This is a genomic window from Streptomyces sp. WZ.A104, from assembly GCF_002382885.1.
Lineage (GTDB): Bacteria > Actinomycetota > Actinomycetes > Streptomycetales > Streptomycetaceae > Streptomyces.
This window is the reverse complement of record NZ_NWVL01000172.1, coordinates 1-1304: the sequence shown is the minus strand read 5'-3', so window position 1 is coordinate 1304 and position 1304 is coordinate 1. Positions and strand designations below refer to the sequence as shown.

The window sequence follows — 1304 nt, the reverse complement described above, 5'->3', positions numbered from 1 at the left end:
CCCCACGCGCTGCCGCACTCCATGCTGCCGCCTCATCGCAACGCCCCGCCAGCCGGTGCTCCTGGGCACCGCGGAGCAACGCCGCCCTCGTACGGCCTTTCAGAGCCGGAGCGAGCAGTGCAACCGACCCACGTACCTGGACAGCGCCGACGGTGCCGCGCAGGCACAGCACCACACGCTCGGTCCCGACGCCCGCCTGCACACCCGCGAAGAGGCGAGCCCTGCTTTGCCCGACTGCGATCGCACCGAGTACCTGCAGAGCCTTGAGATCAGCGGGCAGCAGCGCCTGCTCCGCTACCGCGTTCTTGGCGGGATGCCACCATGCCTGCCGCAGCTTGCGGCCTTCCCAGTCCGCCCAGATGCCCAGGGCCGGCCAGATGCCGACCGCGCCGACACGGTCCGCGCCGACACGGTCATCGTCCATGTGCCTCCCCTGCTCGTGCTGCAGCGGTGCGCCCTAACACCGCCCGAACGAAGCCGATTTGAACTATTGCGATGAACGCAAAAGAGTGCGACCATCGTAATCATGAACCTGGTCACCGACCTCGCCGCCATCCGCAACCCCATGCCCACCCCCGAGAGCGTCACGCCGGCCGACCTCTACCCCGACATCTGCGCCGCCATCGAGGACCACCGGACCACCGACGCGCACCACCTGGAAGCCGCCAGCGACGGCCTCGACACCGACCCCCTCTACCTGGCCCTCGAAGAGGCCCGAGCTCGCAAGGCCGCGGCAGACGCGGAAATCCGCCGACTCCTCGCCTACGGACGGGAGTTCCACGGCACCCGCCCCTACCGGCTGGAGTCCCTCGCGGAAGCCAGCGGCATGACCCCCTCAGGGATCCGCACCGCCTACGGCGAAGAAGAACTGCGCCAAGTCGCGCATGAGATCCACCGCGAGCCCAACGGCAAGAACGCCACGCCCCGGCCCAACAGCCGGCAGCACGACTGATCCCACACCACGGCCGCTCTGAAACGATCGGCCCAGCCTCACAGGGGAAGGGGCACGGCCCTCAGATCCGGAATCACCCAAAGTCCTGCATGAAGGAAGCAGCCTGACAGGACGTCAGCCACTCTCGTACTCGTAGCCAGCCCCCGCGAAGCGGGTACATGCCCCGAGGCGAAGCCGAGGAGCATGTAAGGGGAGGAGAGCGCAGCGAAACCCCTCAAGCCCCCAGAGCGAAGCGGAGGGGGCTCGCCCGGCGAAGCCGGGCCCGAGCCGCAACGCGGCTCGGCTCAACACCCCCGCGAAGCGGGGGTGTTCGCTGGGAAGCTGCGAAGCAGCTTCTTACCCGCTCCGCGGG

At 68.9% G+C, this 1304-nt stretch carries 2 protein-coding genes; one reads left to right on the top strand and one right to left on the bottom strand.

Annotated features, from left to right (window positions below):
• On the bottom strand, positions 1-424 hold a 424-nt coding region (locus tag CIB93_RS36970; RefSeq protein WP_096633129.1), incomplete at its 3' end, for a hypothetical protein.
• A gap of 102 nt (positions 425-526) precedes the next feature.
• Between CIB93_RS36970 and CIB93_RS36965 the strand changes: the two genes are divergently transcribed.
• Positions 527-952, top strand: a complete 426-nt coding sequence (locus CIB93_RS36965) for a hypothetical protein (protein ID WP_096633128.1) — start codon at positions 527-529, stop codon at positions 950-952.
• Positions 953-1304: the final 352 nt, after the last annotated feature.